We start from the raw sequence: 15717 nt of genomic DNA, 5'->3' as shown, positions 1-15717 counted from the left end.
CGGCGAGGCTGGATTGGGCCCCGCGTCGGGGCGGCAAGCGTGGATGGGGGCCCGCGTCAGGCCGGCGAGGCTGGATTGGGCCCCGCGTCGGGGCGGCAAGCGTGGATGGGGGCCCGCGTCAGGCCGGCGAGGCTGGATTGGGCCCCGCGTCGGGGCGGGGAGGGTGAGATGGGGGCCGCCCGGGGCGGGGGCGGGGCAGGGGTTATTTTTCGGTGACGCCGGCTGAGTCGAAGGTGGCTACCTCGTGCATGGCTCGGGCGGCGCTCTGGACCAGGGGGAGGGCCAGGAGGGCACCCGTGCCCTCGCCGAGGCGGAGGTCCAGGTCGACGAGCGGGCGCAGCCCGAGGGTGTTGAGGGCCGCGACGTGCCCCGGCTCCGCACTGCGGTGGCCCGCGATGCACGCCGAGAGGGACTCGGGCGCGATCGCCCGGGCGACCAGGGCCGCCGCCCCCGCGCTCACCCCGTCCAGGATGACCGGCGTACGGAGCGAGGCCCCACCCAGCAGCAGGCCGACGATCGCCGCGTGCTCCAGGCCGCCGATGGCCGCGAGCACGCCGACCGGGTCCGTCGGGTCCGGCTGGTGGAGTTCGAGCGCCCGGCGGACGACCTCGACCTTGCGGGTGTGCGTCTCGTCGTTGATGCCGGTGCCGCGCCCGGTGACCTCCGCCGGGTCGACGCCGGTGAAGACCGAGATGAGGGCGGCGGACACGGTGGTGTTCGCGATGCCCATCTCACCGGTGAGCAGGGCCTTGTTGCCCGCCGCGACGAGGTCGCGGGCGGTCTCGATGCCCACCTCGATGGCGGCGACGGCCTCCTCGCGGGTCATCGCGGGGCCGACGGAGAGGTCGGCCGTGCCCGGACGCACCTTGCGGGGCAGCAGCCCCGGGGTGGCGGGGAGTTCTCCCGCGACGCCCACGTCGATCACGCAGACCTCGGCGCCCACCTGGTTGGCGAAGGCGTTGCAGACCGCGCCGCCGCCCAGGAAGTTGGCGACCATCTGCGTGGTGACCTCCTGCGGCCAGGGGGTGACGCCCTGGGCGTGCACACCGTGGTCACCGGCGAAGATCGCGACCGCGGCGGGCTCCGGGATCGGCGGGGGGCAGACCCGCGAGAGGCCGCTGAGCTGGGCGGAGATGATTTCGAGCATGCCCAGGGCCCCGGCGGGCTTGGTCATGCGCTTCTGCCGCTCCCAGGCCTCGCCGAGCGCCTTCGCGTCGAGCGGGCGGATGCTCGCGACCGTCTCGGAGAGCAGGTCGTGCGGCTCCTCGCCGGGCAGCGCGCGCCGACCGTACGTCTCCTCGTGGACCACCCAGGACAGCGGGCGCCGCTTGGACCACCCGGCCTGCATCAGCTCGGGCTCCTCGGGGAACTCGTCGACGTACCCGACGCACAGGTAGGCCACGACCTCCAGGTGCTCGGGCAGGCCGAGGGCGCGGACCATCTCGCGCTCGTCGAAGAAGCTGACCCAGCCGACGCCGAGACCTTCGGCGCGGGCGGCGAGCCAGAGGTTCTCGACGGCGAGCGCGGAGGAGTACGGGGCCATCTGCGGCTGGGTGTGCCGCCCGAGGGTGTGCCGGCCGCCGCGGGTGGGGTCGGCGGTGACGACGATGTTCACCGGAGTGTCGAGGATCGACTCGATCTTCAGTTCCTTGAACTGCTTCGCCCGGCCCTTGGGCAGCGACTTGGCGTACGCCTCGCGCTGGCGCTGGGCCAGTTCGTGCATCGTCCGGCGGGTCTCGGCGGAGCGGATGACGACGAAGTCCCAGGGCTGGGAGTGCCCGACGCTGGGCGCCGTGTGGGCGGCCTCCAGGACGCGGAGCAGCACCTCGTGCGGGATCGGGTCGGTGCGGAAGCCGTTGCGGATGTCGCGGCGCTCGCGCATGACGCGCAGGACCGCTTCGCGCTCGGCGTCGGCGTAGCCGGGGGCGGCGGCGCCGCGCTCGACGGGCTCGACGGGCTCGGCGACTTCGATGGCCTCGATGGCCTCGGCGGCCTCGGCGGCTTCAACGGCCTGCGGAGCGTCGGCGGGCTCGGCCGCTTCCACCGCGGCGGCGGACTCGACCACGGCCACCGGCTCGGTTACGGGCTCGGGCGCGGCCGGGGCCTCGACGACCGGCGCCGGCGCCGCCTCGGGGAGCACCTCGGCAGGGGCTTCGGCCACGGGGGCCGGGACCTGCTCGGGCGCGGGCTGGGGCTGGGGCTCGGGCGCGGCCGGGGCCACGACCTCGGGGGCGACGGGCGGCGCCACCGGCTCCGCGGGAGCCACGGCCGGGGCCGGCTCCGCGAGAACCACGGGCACGGCGACGGGCTCCGGGGCAGCGGGAGCGGCCTCGACGACCGGCTCGACGACCGGGGCCGGAGCGGCCACCGGCTCGGGAGCCGCCGCCACGACCGGCTCCGCCGACCAGGGGGCGCCCGCCTGGAGCGGGATCTCACCCAGCTGCGGGCCGGGCAGCGCGCCGGTCTCCGCGGCCGGGACGTCCAGGTACTCCAGGCCGCCGCTGGTCGCCGGAGCGGTCTGGAAGACCGGTGCCTGCGCCTGCGTGTCGGCGACGGCCACGGCCGCGACCTCGACGGGAGCCTCGGCGGGGGGTGCGACGGGCGCGGCCGCCGGTACCTCGGCGGGCACCTCCGCGGGGGCGTCGGCCACGGCCTGCGCCACGACGCCCGGCGCCTCCTCGACCGGAGCCTGCTGTGCGGGCTCGGCCGGCGCCTCGATCGGCGCCTCGACCGGCGCGGGAGCCGGAGCCTCGGCGGCGGCCTCGGGGACCTGCACCTCCGCCGGAGCCTCCGTCGGAGCCGCCGCCGGAACGTCCGCGGGGGCCTGCGCCTGCGGCGCCTGCTCCTCGACCGGAGCCGGGGCGACCGGGGCGACCGGCATCTCGGCCTGCGCCGGCGCCTCGGGCTCGACCGGGGCGCTCACGGCGACGGGCACGGGGGCGGGAGCGACGGGGGCCACCGGCGGCACCGGCGCGGCCGGGCCGCGGTCGGCGAGGGAGCGTACGACGCCGCCCGAGGCGTCGGGGACCGGCGGGCCCATGTGCAGCGGGCGCCGGACGGGGGTCACGGGCGCGGCCGCCGGGGCGGCCGGCGGCGGCAACAGGCCGCCGAGGTCGAGGGCGCCGGAGTCACGGCCGCCCGCCTCGTGCGCGCCGTGCGTGTAGGAACCGGTGTCGGTGTGACCGGGCTCCGCGAAGCCGGGGTCGACGAAGGCGGGCGCGGGCTCGTAGAAGCCGCCCTCGACGGGGAAGACGGGAGCCGGGGGCACCACCTGCGGGTCGCTCCACGCCCCCTGGCCGCTGGGCATCAGCAGGAGTTCGTCGTCCTCGGCCGGGTTGTCCACCAGGTCCTGGAACGCGTACCCGCCCGTCGCCTGGAGCGGTGTCTGGAGCGGTGCCGGGACCGGCGCGGGGATGCCGTGCTGATCCACCATGCCCGCGTTGTCCGGGTGGCCCTCGCCCGGAACCTGGCCGGTGTCAGTCATGCTTACCCCTCGCCCATCGGTGTTACTGCTTCGATCGCCCGGCGCCCGTATGACCAACGAGCGTGGCTGCCGTGCGGCACGAGCCTCTCGGGCGCGCCGGCGCCGACAACCACTAAGCATTGTCGCGCCCGTTCGCCACCACGGCGGCCATAACTGCCGCGGTCTGCTGTGGACTGCGCCACGTCGGGTGGTCCATTGGTGCCGATGTGCCCGGAGTGACCAGGCAGTACGACGATCGGCCAGCCTACCCCGGGCCGATTCCCAGGCCCGCCCGGGTCACGGCACGAGCGGTCTAGCGGCTCAACGGGCGTTCGGCCGCGATGAGGAAGACGACGGAGCGCTCCTGCTCGCGCCACGTCCGGGTGTCCATGCCGACGGACTGGAGCAGCGCGCATTCCACGGCGTACCCGCCTTCGGTCAGGGCGCGGCCGATCGCCTCCGCCTCGTCGCGGGTGGAGGCGTGGGTGACGATCCGTTCCGGACGGCGGTCGGCGCAGGCCTGGACGACCGGGACTCCCCCGCCGCCGATCCGGACGACGTCGGGTTCGGGGAGGTTCTCCAGTACGTGCGGTGCGCGGCCCGCGACGGCTTGGAGGAGCACGCCGCGGTGGCGGGCGGCGACTTCGATCCGCTCGCAGGCGCGGGGGTCGGCGTCGACCGCGATGACGGCCGCGCCGAAGGAGGCGGCGTCCACGGCGAGCGCGCCGGTTCCGGCGCCGATGTCCCAGAGGAGGTCGCCGGTTCGCGGGCCGAGCCGGGCCAGTTGGGCGGCGCGCAGCAGCGCCGACTCACCCTCCCCGCCGGGCACCCCGGGGTCGGGGCGGGCCCAGCCGCGGGCGCCCGCGGCGGCCACGGCGACGGCGGTGGGCTGGCCCATGAGCCAGCCGGGGTCGGCGGAGACGGGCCCGCCACCGCCGACGACGATCACGACGTTGGGGTCGCGCCAACTGTGGTCGGCGGCCCGGTCGGAGGTCAGTACGGTGACCCGTTCCTTGTCGGTGCCCAGTTCCTCGCAGATGACGAAGGTCCGGTGGACCCCTTCGAGCAGCAGGGCGAGTTCGGCGGGACCGGCGCCGGGCGAGGTGAGGACGGCGACCTTGGTGTGCGCCCGGCAGACGTTGACCGCGCGGCGCAGGGTGCGGCGTTGGGCCACGACGACCTGGGCGTCGTCCCAGGGCATTCCGGCGCGGGCGAAGGCCGCGGCGACGGAGGAGACGGCCGGGACCACTTCCACCTCCAGGCCGTGTTCGGGGGCGCGCAGGGCCCGTACGACGCCGAAGAAGCCGGGGTCGCCGTCGGCGAGGACGACGGCGGTGCCGCGGTGGCCCGCGATGCGACGGGCGGCGAGGCCGAGGCTGCCGAGCCGGATGCGTTCGGCGGCGGGCGGGATCTCGGGGAGCGCGAGGTGGTGGCCGGCTCCGGCCACCAGCGTGGCTGCGGAGAGCGCTGATCGGGCGGCCGCGGTCAGGGGCGAGCCGTCCCAGCCGATCACCGTGACCCGGTCGGCCATCGTCGTCGGTCTCCCTGGTGTGGGTGGTGGTGCGGGGCGGCCCGGCCGTGAGGGGCGGGCACCGTGAGACTACCTGCTGATCGGTGCGTCCGGTGTCGGCGGACGGCCGGGTCAGGGCCGGTCGGACCGGGCGGTGCGCTCGTGCGGATGGGGGTGGCGTCCGGCGTGCGGCTGGTGCGGGGACGGGGGTGCGTGCGGGGGCTGGCGCGGGGTCTGGCGGCCGTGGGCGTCGGTGTCGGCCGCCGGGGGGTGCGGGTCGCCGCCGCGGTCGGTGGGCGGTTCGGGCACGGCGTGGAACTCGCCGTAGCCGTCGAGGACGTCGAGGTCGTCGAGGTCCTCGGGGACCAGGCCCCAGACCAGCAGGTCGGTGCGGGTGTCGACCCATCTGCCGTCGGGCGTCTGGGTGCGCACTATCCAGGCGTTGCGCAGGACGCCCTCGCTGATGCAGCCGATCTTCTGGGCGACCTGCTGCGAGGCGGTGTTGTCGGCGGCCGTGCGCAGTTCGAGGCGCTCGAAGCCGTGGTCGCGGAAGAGCCATTGGGCGACGGCGAGCACGGATTCGCAGGCGTAGCCCTCGCCGCGGGCCCAGGGGGCGGTGGCGTAGCCCACCTCGGCGCTGAGACAGCGCCAGTCGGTGTGGCGGACGTGGACGGTGCCGACCAGGCGGTGGGTGAGGAACTCGGTCACGGCGAAGACGATGCCGCGGCCGTCGGTGCGCTCGCGGTGGGCGCCGCCCGTGGCCCAACGGTGGGCGTCGGCTCGGCCGTAGGGGTGCGGGGCCTCGGTCCAGGCGGTGATGAGTTCGTCGTTCATCATCTCGGTGAGCGCGCTGACGTCCTCTTCCTCGAAGGGGCGCAGCACCAGCCGGTCCGTGCTGATGGAGACGTCCGGGAAGGTGGTTGTCATGCGCAGCTCCATGCCTGAGACCGTGGCCGTAGAGCCACAGCATGCAGTATCGGTCCGGTGGTGTGCAGGGTCGGGCTGCCCGGATGCGGGCAGGCGGCGGCCGTGCGCGCGCAGCGGCGCGGCCCCGCCCGCCCGGGGAGGGCGTGCGGGGCCGGGGCTGCGTTACCGGGGGGTCAGGAGGCCGGGGTGCCGAAGGCCGGGATGACCGAGCCCTGGTACTTCTCCTCGATGAACTTCTTGACCTCGTCGGAGTTCAGGAGCTTGGCGAGCTTCTGGATCCGGGGGTCGCTCTGCTTGCCGTCCTTCACCGCGAGGAGGTTGGCGTAGGGGTTGCCCTCGGCCTTCTCCAGGACCAGGGCGTCCTTGGCGGGGACGAGCTTCGCCTCGATGGCGTAGTTGCCGTTGATGATGGCGGCGTCCACGTCGTTCAGGGCGCGCGGGACCGTGGCGGCCTCCAGCTCCTTGAACTCCAGGCCCTTCTTGTCGGTGATGTCGGCCAGCTTCGCGGCGGTGCCGACGCCGTCCTTGAGGGTGATGAGCTTGTTGGCGGCGAGCAGCTGGAGCGCGCGGCCCTCGTTGGTCGGGTCGTTCGGGACGGCGACGGTCTGGCCGGCCTTGATGTCCGTGAGGGACTTGACCTTCTTGGAGTAGAGGCCGAGCGGCTCCAGGTGGACGTTGACCACCGGGACGATGTGGGTGTTGTTCTTCTTGTTGAAGTCGTCCAGGTACGGCTTGTGCTGGAAGAAGTTCGCGTCGACCTGGCCCTGCTCGGTGGCGGTGTTGGGCAGGACGTAGTCGGTGAACTCCTTGACCTCGATCTTGAGGCCGTCCTTGGCCGCCAGCTTGTCCTTGACGAAGTTCAGGATGTCGGCGTGCGGGCTCGGGGAGGCCGCGATGACCAGGGGCTTGCTCTCGTCGACCTTGCCGCCGTCGGCCTTGGTGGAGGACGGGTCCGAGGAGGTGCCGCAGGCGGTGAGGCCGAGGGCGAGGGCCGCGGTGGTGGCGGCGAGGGCGGTGAACTTGATGGAGCTGCGCACGAAGAGTGCCTCTTTCTTGGGTGGTGCGGACAACGCCCGAGCACGACGAGTGCGGGCTGTGGGAGGGAAGGAAGTCTGTGTGGGGGCGCCGTGCCCCGTCAGGTTGTCCGGCCGCGGCGGGCGAGCAGGCGGACCACGCCGTCGCCGAGCAGCTGGATCACCGTGACCAGGACGATCAGTACGACCACCGTGGCGACCATGAAGCCGGTCTCGAAGCGCTGGAAGCCGTAGGTGATGGCCTTGGAGCCGAGCCCTTCGCCGCCGACCGCGCCCGCCATGGCGGAGTAGCCGACGAGGGTGATGACGGTGGTGGTGACGGCGGCGATCAGCGAGGGCAGGGCCTGCGGGAGGAGCACCTTGCCGACGAGGGTGGGGACGCCCCCGCCCATCGACTCGACGGCCTCGACCAGCCCGTGGTCCACGCCTCGGACGGCCGTCTCGACGAGCCGGGCGAAGAAGGGGATGGCGCCGATGGCGAGCGGGACGATCATCGCGGTGGGGCCGATGAAGGTGCCGACGACGGCGGTGGTGACCGGGATCAGGAAGATCAGCAGGATGATGAAGGGCATCGAGCGGCCGACGTTCACGATCGCCCCGAGGACCTTGTTGACCACCCGGTTCCGCAGCAGGCCGCCCGTGTCGGTGAGGACGAGCAGGATGCCGATGGGCAGCCCGCCGAGGACGGTCACCAGGGTGGACCACAGGACCATGTAGAGGGTGTCGTACGTGCCCTGGGTGAGCAGGGGCTGCATCTCGGACCAGGTCACTTGGCGCCATCCTTGACCAGCTGGGCCGGGACGGTGCCGGCGGGTGCGGAAGCCGCGGGGGCCGCGGGGGCGCCGTCCGCGTCGGTTTCGGAGTCGACCACGTCGACCTGGAGGCCGCGCTCGCGCAGGAAGCCGACGGGGACGACGTTCTCCTCGTAGCGGCCGGGGAGTTCGATGCGCATCCGGCCGACCTGGCGGCCCGCGACGGTGTCCATGGCGGCGCCGAGGATCGATATGTCGATGTTGTAGGTGCGCGCCAGCTGGGAGATGACCGGCTGGGTGGCGGCCTCGCCGTGGAAGGTGACGTCGACCACCGTGCGGTCGATGCCGGTGGCGGAGCCGCTGACCGGGAAGAGTTCGTCGGCGAGTTCGGAGCCGGGGGTGGCCAGCAGCTCGGAGACGGTGCCGGACTCGATGATCCGGCCGCGCTTCATCAGGGCCGCGGAGTCGCAGACCGCCTTGACCACGTCCATCTCGTGCGTGATGAGCAGGACGGTCAGGCCGAGCTGCTGGTTGAGGTCGCGCAGCAGCTGGAGGATCGAGCGGGTGGTCTCGGGGTCGAGGGCGCTGGTGGCCTCGTCGGAGAGCAGCACCTTGGGGTCGCCCGCCAGGGCGCGGGCTATGCCGACGCGCTGCTTCTGACCGCCGGAGAGCTGGCCGGGGTAGGACGTGGCCTTGTCGGCGAGGCCGACGAGGTCGAGGAGTTCCAGCGCCTTGCGGGAGCGCTCGCGGCCGGAGATCCCGAGGATCTCCAGGGGCAGCTCGATGTTGCCCTGCACGGTGCGCGAGGACAGCAGGTTGAAGTGCTGGAAGACCATGCCGATGCGGCTGCGGGCCTCGCGGAGCTCCTTGCCCGCGCGGCGGCCGCGGCCGGCCAGCGCGGTGAGGTCGACGCCGTCCACGCTCACGGTGCCGGTGGTGGGGCGCTCCAGCAGGTTCACGCAGCGGATCAGGGAGGACTTGCCGGCGCCGCTCTGGCCGATGACTCCGAAGACCTCGCCCTCGCGGACGTGGAGGTCGACGCCGTCCAGGGCGGTGACCTCGCGGCCACGGGACTGGTAGACCTTCGTGAGGCCCGATGTGGTGATCACAGGAATTCCGTCGCTGTCGAGTGCACGGCATGGCAGACCGGGCACGGGGCAATCATCTGGGGACGCGATACGGGACGAACCAGGATGAATCGGCGGTTCGACGCCGGGCGGGTGGCAGGAGTGGTCCGGGTGATTCGGTGGCTCTACAGCGCGGGGGCTCTACAGCCGGCACGGTCCGGACGGACTCGGCCGATCTCGCTTCGGGGCGCGAGGCTCAGGAAGGGGGGCCCTCAGAAGGCGCGCATTCGACACATACAACGAGCACCGGGCGTCATCGTCGCCTCGGTCGCAAGGGTGCGGCTGCTCGTCGTGGTCATGGACCCAGTAAACCAGACGTCTCCCTTCATCGATCAACGCTGTCCGGATAGCGGACGGATTTCGACCGCCATCCGGACGTCGCGTCACGGTGGGGCGGTGCGGTCAGCCGTTCGTGTCAATCACCAGGCCGTCAGCGGTGACCTGCACCGACACGGCCGACAGGTCCCTGACCACCACGTCGGCGACCAGCTCGTCGGCCCGGTGGGTTGTGGTCAAGGCCACGGTCCGCATCCCGGCCGCGCGCCCGGCGGCCAGACCGGCCGGGGCGTCCTCGAAGACCACGCAGCGGGCCGGATCCACGCCCAGTCGGGCGGCGGCGAGCAGGAAGGGTTCGGGGTCGGGCTTGCCGCGGGTGATGTCGTCGGCGGCCACCAGCTCGGGGAAGTCGATGCCCACTTCGCGCAGCCGGGCCTCGGCGAGCGGGCGGGTGGCGGAGGTCACCACGGCCCAGCGGCCGGCGGGCAGGGCGGACAAGAGCTCCTTGGTGCCGGGCAGCGCGACGACGCCGCCCGCGACGTCCTCCACCTCCAGCCGCTCGATCCGGGCCAGGGCCTCGGCCCGGACCGCCTCGGGCAGCAGGTCGGCGATGATCTCGGCGGCCGGGCGACCGTGCAGTTCCACGGCGGCGAAGTCGGCCTCGGTGATCCCGTACTCCCCGGCCCAGCGGGCCCAGCAGCGGTAGACCGATTCCATCGAGGAGAGGAGGGTTCCGTCGTTGTCGAAGAGCAGGGCGTCGGCGTGCAGCGTCATGCCTTCCAGGAAAGCCCCGGCGCAGGGGTGCGCGCATCGGGTCTTTGGACCCGTAATACCCTCGCTGCATGCTCGACGCCCTGACGGTCGCCATCGGCGTGGCCGCACTCGCCCTCGCCGCCTGGTGCGGATTCGCCGCCTGGCGGGACCAGCCGACCAAGGACTGGCACTTCGCCGCGATGGCCGTGGTCACCCTGCTGGTCCTGGCCCAGCTGGTGGTCGGGCTGGTCAAGCTCGGGCAGGGCGCGGAGCCGCACGACGGTTCGGTGCTCTTCGTGGCGTACCTCGTCGGCTCCTTCGCCGCGGTTCCGGCCGCCGGGTTCCTCTCGCTCACCGAGCGCAGCAAATGGGGTTCGGTGACGGTGGCCGCGGGCGCGGTCGTCCTCGCGGTGCTCGAAGTACGGCTCTACGACATCTGGGGTGGCACCGGTGCCTGACACGGACGCGGACACGACCGAGGGCGCACGGCCGTCGACGGACGGGACGGCGGCCACGAAGGCGGGGCGCACGAAGCTCGTCTCCGGGCCGGGAGTGCTGCTCGTCTGGCTGTACGGGGTGATCACCGTCGGCGCGGTCTCGCGCTCGGCCTACCAGATCTCCACCGAGTTCGACCGGGCCCCGCTGGCGTACGCGCTGAGCGGGGTGGCCGCCCTCGTCTACGCCTTCATCACCTACTCGCTGGTGCGCGGCGGGGAGACGGCCCGCAAGGCGGCCCGGCTGTGCTGCGCCGCCGAACTGACCGGCGTGCTCACGGTCGGGACCTGGACCCTGGTGCGGCCCGATTCCTTCCCCGACTCGACGGTGTGGTCGCAGTTCGGGATGGGCTACCTGTTCATCCCGGTGATCCTGCCGATCACCGGGATGCTCTGGCTGCGCGCGAAGCGTACGGATCAGGCGCTGACGGCGTAGTCCGTGGCTTCCTTCTCCAGCATGACCAGCTCGATGCCGTCCGAAGCGGTCCGGCCGCCGACGGCGACGTAGCCCGCCTTGCGGTACATCCGCAGGTTGGACTCGCTCTTGCGGCCGGTGAACAGGCGGAAGCGGGAGGTCTTGGAGCCGTCGGCCAGTGCCTCCTCCACGCCGCGCAGCAGGCGGGCGCCGAGCCCGTGGCCCTGGAGCCGGGGGTGGACGCACAGCTTGGCGATCTTGCCGGCGCCGTCCTCCTCGGTGCTGCCGCGCACCGCGCCGACCACCTCGTCGCCGAGCCGGGCGACCAGCACGATGTCCTTGGCCAGCTCGCCCTTGAGGGAATCGAGGGACTGGGTGAGGGGCTGGATGGAGTAGTTGCCGTACAGCTCGGCCTCGCGCTGGAAGCACAGGTACTGCAGCTTGAAGATCTGCTCCGCGTCCTCGGCCGTAGCTGCCGAAATGGTCACGCTCATGCCCATGTGCGCATGCCTCCCGCTCACCTGGTGGCCCGTTGGTCTATCGCTCCTTTCCCCGCAGGCCAGGAGCCTCAACCTCTGCAGCCAGCATTCTGCGCAGACATCCCAGGCAACGGGAACGTACTGGCCCCAAACTTCCTTGTGAGATACCCAACTCTCCTGCGATTTCACGGTAGGTGAGGTCCCTGGGCGAAAGAAAAGCAGTCATGAGCTCCGGGCAGCGTCCGGGCAACCGGGCGACCGCCGAGCGGACGGCGCGGTCCTGCTCCCGGTGCAGCACCTCGCCCTCGGGCCCGTGTTCGGGCGCCTCGTCGGCGCAGCCGGCCGGGCCGGCGTAGGGGACTTCGCGCTGGGCGCGGCGGCGGGCGACGCGGGCCTCGGCGCGCACCGCGCGGCGCAGCCAGCGGGCGGGTTCGGCCGGAGCCGGCCCCTGCCGGTCCCGCTCCAGCAGCCGCACCCACACGGCCTGTTCCAGATCGGCGGGATCCATCCCGGCGAGCGGTGCTTCGGCGGCGGCCTCCGCCGAGAGCAGGGGTCCGAGTTCCTTGAGCAGGTCCATGCCGGGCGGGACGCGAAGACCGCGCCCGGTGGTTTCCCCACCGGACGCGGCACACCCGTACGAGTCCTTCCGCTCAGCCGTTGACGCTTTCGGCGCGGGCGGCGCCGCGGGTCAGCGCGGCCGGCGCCCCGGCCGGAAGTCCTCGGCGGCCAGCAGCGCGGTGTCGGCGTTGTCCGAGAAGATCCCGTCGATCCCGAGGGCGAAGTAGGTGCGGAAGGCGCCGAAGGAGTCGCCGTAGGCGTTCGGGTCGGTGCCCTTGCGGAAGTCGGCGGGAAGGAAGGCGTTCTCGTTGCGCGCGGTGTAGGGGTGCAGGATCAGCCCGCGCGCGTGGGCATCGCGCACCAGGGTGGTCGGCGTGCCGAGCTTGCCGGCGGCGTCGCGCGGCACGATCAGGTCCAGGGTCGGGCCGATGGCCTGCGCGTAGCCGGCGATCCACTTCAGGCCCTCGGGCTTGACCAGGTCGGCGACGGTGCGCGGGTCCTTGGCCAGCTCGAAGTCCCAGGGGCGGGTGTTCGCGGCGCCGAGCAGCACCACGCGGGGCGCCGAGACGAGCTTGGCGAGCCGCTGGATGCTGGAGGGTTCGAAGGACTGGAGGAAAACGGCCGAATCGCGCCGGTCGCGGCCGTAGCGGCGGAGCAGTTTCGCGAGCGGCTCCTCCAGGCCGAGGCCCAGGGCGCGGAAGTAGCTGGGGTGCTTGGTCTCCACGTGCAGCCAGACCCGCTTGCCGCGCCGCTTGCCCTCGCGGTCGGCCCAGCGCAGCACCTCCTCGAAGGTGGGCACCTCCCAGCGGCCGTCGTACAGCGTGTTGCGCTGGCGGACGGCGGGGATGCGCTCCTTCGCGCGCAGGGTCTTCAGCTCGGCCAGGGTGAAGTCCTCGGTGAACCAGCCCGTGACGGAGACGCCGTCGACCGACTTCGTGGTGCGTCGGGAGGCGAACTCGGTGTGGTCGGCGACGTCGGTGGTGCCGCCGATCTCGTTCTCGTGCCGGCAGACGAGGTGGCCGTCGCGGGTGGGCACCAGGTCCTGCTCGATGACGTCCGCGCCCAGGTCGAGGGCCAGCTGGTAGGAGCCGAGGGTGTGTTCGGGCCGGTAGCCGCTGGCCCCCCGGTGTCCGATGACCGTGGGGTAGGGCAGCTCCCGGTAGCCCCCGCCGCCGCCGTGCGCCTGCGCGTCGGACGGCTGCGCGTCTGCGGCCGCGCCGGCGGCCGCCGCCGGGCCCGCGCCGAGCCCGAGCGCCCCGCCGCCCGCCGCCAGTACGGCCGCCCCCAGCACCGCGCGCCTGCCTGCCCCGCCCTGCGCCATGTCCGTCCCTCATCCCCTTCGGACCGCCCGGAGCCCTCCGGTGCGACCTGATCGCACCGGCCGGATCGGACCGGCCGGATCACGCACCGACCAGGGGCTTTGCTCCCGGGATCACCGGGCCGCACGTCCCCGATCGGCGGACCGATCGTAGGCAGTGCTCGGTGGCGCGCGGGCGATACGGGGAGGGACGGGCGGAAAACATGGCGGAAACGTGCGTCAACTTTGCGTATCGGCCTCGTGAACCCGATGTGCGATCAGAGCGGACCCGCGAGTATCGTCCTCACCTGCACTGAGCACGCACGGTGCTGAAGACGCATTCGATGCCGGAGGGCCCACGTTGTCCCGTATTGCGCTCATCAAAGCCACTGTCGGACCGGTCATGCGGATGATGTTCCGCACCCGTGTCGAGGGCGCCGAGAACATTCCGGGTACCGGGCCGGTCATCCTCGCGGGCAACCACCTGACCTTCATCGATTCGATGATCCTGCCCCTGGTGTGCGACCGCCAGGTGCACTTCATCGGCAAGGACGAGTACGTCACGGGCAAGGGCCTCAAGGGTCGGGCGATGGCCTGGTTCTTCACCGGCTCCGGGATGGTCCCGGTGGACCGCGACGGCGCCAACGGCGGGGTCGCGGCCTTGATGACCGGTCGCAGGATCCTCGAAGAGGGCAAGATCTTCGGCATCTACCCGGAGGGCACCCGCTCCCCCGACGGTCGCCTCTACCGCGGCCGCACGGGCATCGCCCGGCTCACCCTGATGACCGGCGCCCCGGTGGTCCCGTTCGCGATGATCGGTACGGACAAGCTCCAGCCGGGCGGCAAGGGCATGCCCCGCCCGGGCCGGGTCACCGTCCGCTTCGGCGAGCCGATGGAGTTCTCCCGCTACGAGGGCATGGACCGCGACCGGTACGTGCTGCGCGCGGTCACCGACTCGGTGATGGCCGAGGTCATGCGGCTCTCGGGCCAGGAGTACGTCGACATGTACGCGACCAAGGCCAAGGCCGCCTGAGCCGGCGCGCGGCCCCGGGCGCTACTGGCGGCTCAGTGACCGGCTGACGCCGGCCGCGGTGGTCGTCGCGAGCACCCAGCCCGTCACGATCAACAGGTACGACAGCCACTGGTACCACCCGCGCGGACCGAAGGCCTCCTCCTGCCCGAAGCCGATGATGGGCAGCATCAGGTCGAGGGTGTAGAAGACCGGGTTGAACTCGGGCGCCTCGCCCGGTTTGAGCGGGGCCGGCGGCCGCAGCCCGTAGGCGACGGCCCCGGTGCACAGCAGGGCCGCGAGCCAGCCCGCCGCGCGCAGCGGCCGGAAGCCGTACCCCACGGTGACGTCCTGGAGCAGCCCCCACACCCGGGCGTGCCGGGGCAGGGTGTGCCGGTGCCGGCGGAGCTTGGCGAGCTGGACGGTACGGGCGGCCACCTCGTCCCCCGCGGTGCGGTAGGCGGCGGCCAACTGCTCGTAGGCGAAGGGGAGGTAGCCCGCCTCCTCGCGCTCCAGCGCCGGCAGCCGCTCCTCGGCGGGCAGGTGCGGGCGCAGCGACCCGTAGCCCAGGCCGTCGAGGCGGACCGTGGCGGGCCAGCTGTCGGGCTCGACGTGGAGCAGGTCGAACTGGGAGCGGCGCAGGTTCACCGCGCCCTGGACGGTGTCGCAGGAGCGCAGCCAGACCTCGCCGATCGCGCAGCTGGAGGCGCGCAGGGCGGTGCCGCCGGGGTTGACGAGCTGGGCGTAGCTGAGGCCCAGCTGGCCCGGTATGCGGGAGCCGGTGAGGTTGACCCGGCCCTCGGCGCGCAGTCCGCGGGCGCGGACGTCGGTGCCCACCGACAGGGTCTCGGCGTACAGGGCGTCGCCGCCGGGGTTGAGCAGGCGGGCGCCTTCGAGGTTGATCTGGCCGCCGACGGTGGCTCCGTTGATGCGCGTCTGCCCGTGGACGGTGAGGCCGGTGGCGATGACGTCGGTGCCGATGTCGGCGTGGTTGAACTGGAGCGGGGGCTCCGGGGGCTCGCCGGCCGGGGCGGGCGGTTCCCCCGCGGGAGCGGGCGGGGTGCCGATGACCGCGCGGGTGAGGAAGAGGCCGCCGGCGATCCGGGCCCCGGCGAGGCGGACCGGTCCGGTGATCCGGCAGCAGGACAGCCGCAGGACCACGTCGACCGTGACGGTGGCGGCGGTCAGGCCCGGCAGGGCGGAGTCGCTCAGTACGAAGGCGCGCAACTGGGCCCCGTACAGCAGGGGTTTGCGTTCGAACCAGCAGCCGCGCAGCCGGATCGCGTGCTCGACGACGGCGTACTTCAGGTTGAGCTTGCCGGTGATGCGGAAGCCCTTGAGGTTGAGCCCGGCGACCTGGCCCTCGGCCGCGGTCCCGCCGAGCAGCAGGGCGCCCAGCACCTCGGCCCGTACCGTCCGCTCGGGGCCCCATGCCGCGCCGTCGGCGGCGTCCTCGTCGGGGGCCGCGCGGACGTCGACGCGTTCGCCGCGCGGAAAGGCGTCCCAGACGCGACGTTCGGCCGGGGTCAGATCGGTGAGCTCCATCGCGGGGATGGTGTCGCGCGCGTGATCGTCGTGTCAACTCCGCGCGCGACACCACCCTTTGGGCTCGACCATCGGGAC

13 protein-coding genes and 1 pseudogene are annotated in these 15717 nt (G+C 73.1%); 3 read left to right on the top strand and 11 right to left on the bottom strand.

The genetic code is table 11. The features are described 5' to 3' along the window. Positions 1–202: 202 nt before the first annotated feature. From cobT to ACZ4UB_RS23115, 7 genes and pseudogenes are all read right to left on the bottom strand, one after another. Positions 203–3484, bottom strand: a complete 3282-nt coding sequence (gene cobT / locus ACZ4UB_RS23145) for a nicotinate-nucleotide--dimethylbenzimidazole phosphoribosyltransferase (RefSeq protein ID WP_468072744.1) — start codon at positions 3482–3484, stop codon at positions 203–205. A 292-nt stretch (positions 3485–3776) separates the two neighbouring features. Continuing rightward, positions 3777–4994 (bottom strand): precorrin-6y C5,15-methyltransferase (decarboxylating) subunit CbiE, encoded by a 1218-nt coding sequence (gene cbiE / locus ACZ4UB_RS23140; RefSeq protein ID WP_468072742.1) that lies wholly within the window; start codon positions 4992–4994, stop codon positions 3777–3779. 297 nt (positions 4995–5291) lie between these two features. Next, a pseudogene (locus ACZ4UB_RS23135) lies at positions 5292–5900 on the bottom strand (GNAT family N-acetyltransferase); the annotation flags it as partial. Between the two features lie 173 nt (positions 5901–6073). Then, a complete protein-coding gene (locus ACZ4UB_RS23130; RefSeq protein WP_468072740.1) occupies positions 6074–6937 on the bottom strand; it encodes a MetQ/NlpA family ABC transporter substrate-binding protein in 864 nt (287 codons plus the stop codon). Between the two features lie 98 nt (positions 6938–7035). Further along, positions 7036–7704: a methionine ABC transporter permease gene (locus ACZ4UB_RS23125; protein WP_468072738.1), complete on the bottom strand. Its 669-nt coding sequence runs from the start codon at positions 7702–7704 to the stop codon at positions 7036–7038. Then, on the bottom strand, positions 7701–8795 hold the full coding sequence (locus tag ACZ4UB_RS23120; RefSeq protein ID WP_468072736.1) for a methionine ABC transporter ATP-binding protein: 1095 nt from the start codon (positions 8793–8795) through the stop codon (positions 7701–7703). Before ACZ4UB_RS23120 ends, ACZ4UB_RS23125 begins: the two co-directional genes overlap by 4 nt. A 420-nt stretch (positions 8796–9215) precedes the next feature. Continuing rightward, positions 9216–9863 carry an HAD-IA family hydrolase gene (locus ACZ4UB_RS23115; RefSeq protein ID WP_385785157.1) on the bottom strand — a complete coding sequence of 216 codons (648 nt, stop codon included), beginning with the start codon at positions 9861–9863 and terminating at the stop codon, positions 9216–9218. Between the two features lie 68 nt (positions 9864–9931). On the opposite strand from ACZ4UB_RS23115, the gene ACZ4UB_RS23110 reads away from it, so the two are divergent. Beyond that, a complete protein-coding gene (locus ACZ4UB_RS23110) occupies positions 9932–10300 on the top strand; it encodes a hypothetical protein (RefSeq protein WP_354382597.1) in 369 nt (122 codons plus the stop codon). 94 nt (positions 10301–10394) lie between these two features. Beyond that, positions 10395–10772 (top strand): hypothetical protein, encoded by a 378-nt coding sequence (locus ACZ4UB_RS23105; RefSeq protein WP_354382669.1) that lies wholly within the window; start codon positions 10395–10397, stop codon positions 10770–10772. On the opposite strand, the gene ACZ4UB_RS23100 is transcribed toward ACZ4UB_RS23105, so the two are convergent. The 3 genes from ACZ4UB_RS23100 to ACZ4UB_RS23090 all read right to left on the bottom strand — a co-directional run bounded on the left by ACZ4UB_RS23100 (position 10754) and on the right by ACZ4UB_RS23090 (position 13109). Next, entirely contained in the window at positions 10754–11251 is a 498-nt protein-coding gene (locus tag ACZ4UB_RS23100) for a GNAT family N-acetyltransferase (protein WP_468072733.1), read from the bottom strand. The genes ACZ4UB_RS23105 and ACZ4UB_RS23100 overlap by 19 nt on opposite strands. A 37-nt stretch (positions 11252–11288) precedes the next feature. After that, positions 11289–11807: a sigma-70 family RNA polymerase sigma factor gene (locus ACZ4UB_RS23095; protein WP_468072731.1), complete on the bottom strand. Its 519-nt coding sequence runs from the start codon at positions 11805–11807 to the stop codon at positions 11289–11291. Between the two features lie 111 nt (positions 11808–11918). After that, complete coding sequence (locus ACZ4UB_RS23090) at positions 11919–13109, bottom strand: glycerophosphodiester phosphodiesterase (RefSeq protein WP_468072729.1); 1191 nt, start codon at positions 13107–13109, stop codon at positions 11919–11921. A gap of 379 nt (positions 13110–13488) precedes the next feature. On the opposite strand from ACZ4UB_RS23090, the gene ACZ4UB_RS23085 reads away from it, so the two are divergent. Continuing rightward, positions 13489–14118 (top strand): lysophospholipid acyltransferase family protein, encoded by a 630-nt coding sequence (locus ACZ4UB_RS23085; protein ID WP_354382601.1) that lies wholly within the window; start codon positions 13489–13491, stop codon positions 14116–14118. A gap of 21 nt (positions 14119–14139) precedes the next feature. Here ACZ4UB_RS23085 and ACZ4UB_RS23080 read toward each other — a convergent pair whose 3' ends face one another. Beyond that, on the bottom strand, positions 14140–15639 hold the full coding sequence (locus ACZ4UB_RS23080; RefSeq protein ID WP_468072726.1) for a membrane-associated oxidoreductase: 1500 nt from the start codon (positions 15637–15639) through the stop codon (positions 14140–14142). Between the last annotated feature and the right edge of the window lie 78 nt (positions 15640–15717).

It is taken from the genome of Streptomyces sp. NPDC028419, from assembly GCF_055565515.1.
This window is presented reverse-complemented; position numbering and strand designations above follow the sequence as displayed.